The sequence below is a fragment of the Variovorax sp. 01T439_2 genome (genome assembly GCF_056398445.1).
Genome location: NZ_JBFTPJ010000811.1, coordinates 1 through 2,755, shown reverse-complemented (window position 1 = coordinate 2,755; position 2,755 = coordinate 1). Strand labels below are relative to the sequence as shown.

General features: G+C 63.3%; 3 protein-coding genes. All 3 read right to left on the bottom strand.

Annotation, left to right across the window (positions count from 1 at the left end):
• On the bottom strand, positions 1–1,534 hold a 1,534-nt coding region (locus AC1DOC_RS28180; RefSeq protein ID WP_478130968.1), incomplete at its 3' end, for a ShlB/FhaC/HecB family hemolysin secretion/activation protein.
• Between the two features lie 76 nt (positions 1,535–1,610).
• Complete coding sequence (locus AC1DOC_RS28175) at positions 1,611–2,219, bottom strand: hypothetical protein (RefSeq protein ID WP_412511872.1); 609 nt, start codon at positions 2,217–2,219, stop codon at positions 1,611–1,613.
• Positions 2,220–2,302: 83 nt separating this feature from the next.
• The coding region (locus AC1DOC_RS28170) for a hypothetical protein (protein WP_478130967.1) at positions 2,303–2,755 on the bottom strand (453 nt) is incomplete at its 5' end.

Genomic DNA, 2,755 nt, shown 5'->3' with positions numbered 1-2,755 from the left:
CGCTCTGGCCCATGGCCCAGCCGATGTCGTTGCGGATCAGCCAGCCGCGCTCGCCCATCAGGCTGGTCTCGCCATCGAAGCCGCGCACCGTGTAGCGCCCGCCGATGGCGAAGCGGTCCTGCGGCGTGAGCGGCGTGCGGTTCCACTGCGCGCGCACCAGGCCTGAATAGCGCAGCTTCTCTTCGCCCAGCTTGAACGGCGCGTTCAGGCTCACCTCGGCCGTGTACAGCCGCATGCGCGAGGTGCCTTCGCCGAACGCCTCCTCCGGCGCCGCGATGGCCCCGAAGCCGCCCGTGCCATGCTTGTAGGCGAGCGTGCCCTCCAGGGTGGCCTCGCCGATGAACTCCTTGTGGTTCAGCCCGAGCTCCCAGCCGCCCACCACCCGGTGCTRCACCTCGACCTCGGTGTCGTCCACGAAGTTGCGCGATTCCCTGCGGAAGCCCTTCAGCGCCAGCGTGGTCTTGCGGCGCTGGTCGCGGTACAGCAGGCGCGAGAGCTTGACTTCGGCGTTGTTGGTCTTGCCCGCGTAGACATAGTCCTGGTTCAGCCCGGCCACGCGTTGGTGGTACTGGCTGTTGGAGGCCGTGAGGCCCAGCATCCAGTAGCCGTAGGGCAGCGAGTAGTGCACCGTCTGGCCTTCGGTGCCCTTGGCCGGATCGCTGAAGACGTGGCCATTGATGTTGTGGTTGGCGCTGACATAGAACAGGTCGTTCAGGCCCAAGGGGTTGTCCAGCGACACCGTGGCGCCGGCCTGGTAGCGGCCGGTCGCCTCGGTGCCGCTGTCGTCCAGGCTCAGGGTGACGCGCCACTTCTTGGCCTGCACGTACTTGACCACGAGGTCGCTGTCGCCTGGCCTGGCATTCGGTGCGGTCGAGGGCTCGATCTGGATGTCGGCCTCGGCCGTGGGCGCGCGCTTGAGGTTCTCCAGGCCCTGCTCGATGTCGCGCAGGTTCAGCAAATCGCCCGGACGGGCGGGAATGGCCGAAGCCAGCAAGGCACCGCTGCCCAGCAGCGTGGATGAAGAATCCGGCGTGGTCCGGATGGCCGCGATGCGCCCGGGCACCAGAGACAGGGTCAAGGTGCCGGTGGAGAGATCCTGCGGCGCGGCCAGCACGCGAGTGGTGACGAACCCGCGCGCAATCGCCGCCTGCTGGGCACGGGCCAGGACCACATTCACGCCGCCGGTGCCCAGGCACCGGCCCAGCGGTGAATCGTTGCCCTCGGGGCCGGAGAGATCAGCAACAGCCCACTGGAAGGCCTCGGCCTGCTCGCCGACCAGCAATACGCGGTCGATGCGAAAGCACGGCGCTTCGGAGGCCGCGATGCGCTGAGTGGGTGCGGGCGGTGCGGCCTGCAGCCGCAGGTCGACCGTGCGCTCGTTCTGCTCGCGCAGGGCGCGCTCGCGTTCCTGCTGGCGTTGCTGTTCGACGAAGGGTTGGGGAGTGCTCGCCAGTTGGGCTGACGCGAGCGACGGCAGGCCGAGGATGGCCGTGGTCAACAGCGCACGCGCAAGCGGTCTATTTTGGGTGTTCATTTGGAATGTGCTCTTACGCGGCGCGCAAAGGGGCAACGGCCATGCGGTCATGCCGTCAGGTTGCTTGTGGTGCGGGTTATCTGGGCGGACGCGCGCAGCTCGGCGCATCCTTCGTTTCGACCGGCGCGCCGTCCATCGAAGTCACCGAAAGTGAACATGCCATTGGCCCGGCCTTGAAAAGGTGCACTCGGTATCTCGCGCCGGGCTTCGGGGTCAAGATCTTTGCCGCCCAGGGACAACTCGTCGCCGGCATGACGGTCTTTCTCTGGCTCAGATAGTCATAGCCAGCTGAGGAATAGCGCGTCCACTGACCCGCGATCAGAATCGGCTTATCGGCAGGGGCCGCGATCTTCCAAGGGCCCGGCGCGTCCGCTCTGCGTAGGTAGGAGTCCATCTGCTGCAGGTACGCCACCCGTTTGGTGTCGAGGCAGTCGTCGCCGTCCTGCACGGCTTCTGTCTTGGCTTTGAACTGCGAGTTGGTTCCGAATTCGGACTCGAAGAAGAACTCCGAATCGCCTGCTTGGGCCGCATAGTTGTATTCGGGCTTGGGATAGCCAGCGCCGTCGTATGCGCAACCGGCCAGCCAGAACGCAACCAGCAATGCAAGACTTGGCGCGGAGAACCTATTTTTTAGCATCTGGAGAATCAATAGGATTGGCGAGAATGCAGCTTCGAACGCCGTCATTCAATTTTCATCGCGGACATTAAGCGCGTAGAAGAGCGAGAGTGCCGCGCAAGAATCAGACAACGCGTGCGAACACATGCCCGCTAGGAAGTGGAAAGTTGTCGATACAAGCCTCGCACCGTYAGGCCTTCATCACTCTCGAGTCGATGGTACAGACCAGAAAGCAGCTCGTCTGGTACCGCGGGTCCGATTGGCCACAAGCGCGACCAAGGGAATTTCATGAGTGGGTGATTGACCTGTGGATTCACAAGGCCTGCTTGCTCTCGCAACCGAAACAACATCAGCACCTCAACGGGAAAATGGCTGAAGCTATTTGAAAAATCGGCGAACTCTTGAACGCCAGTCAAACGAGTATGTTGATTGCACAGTTGCACGAGCCATTTTCCGAGGGTCTCGGAGTCCTGAGTGTCCCAGTTCTGCAGTATTTCCTCTGCTACTGCATAGCGCGGATAGTTCGTACCCGGATAGTCGATGCGCCGCACATCGCCCGGATAGTCGATGCGCCGCACATCGCACCACAAACGCAAGATCCATTG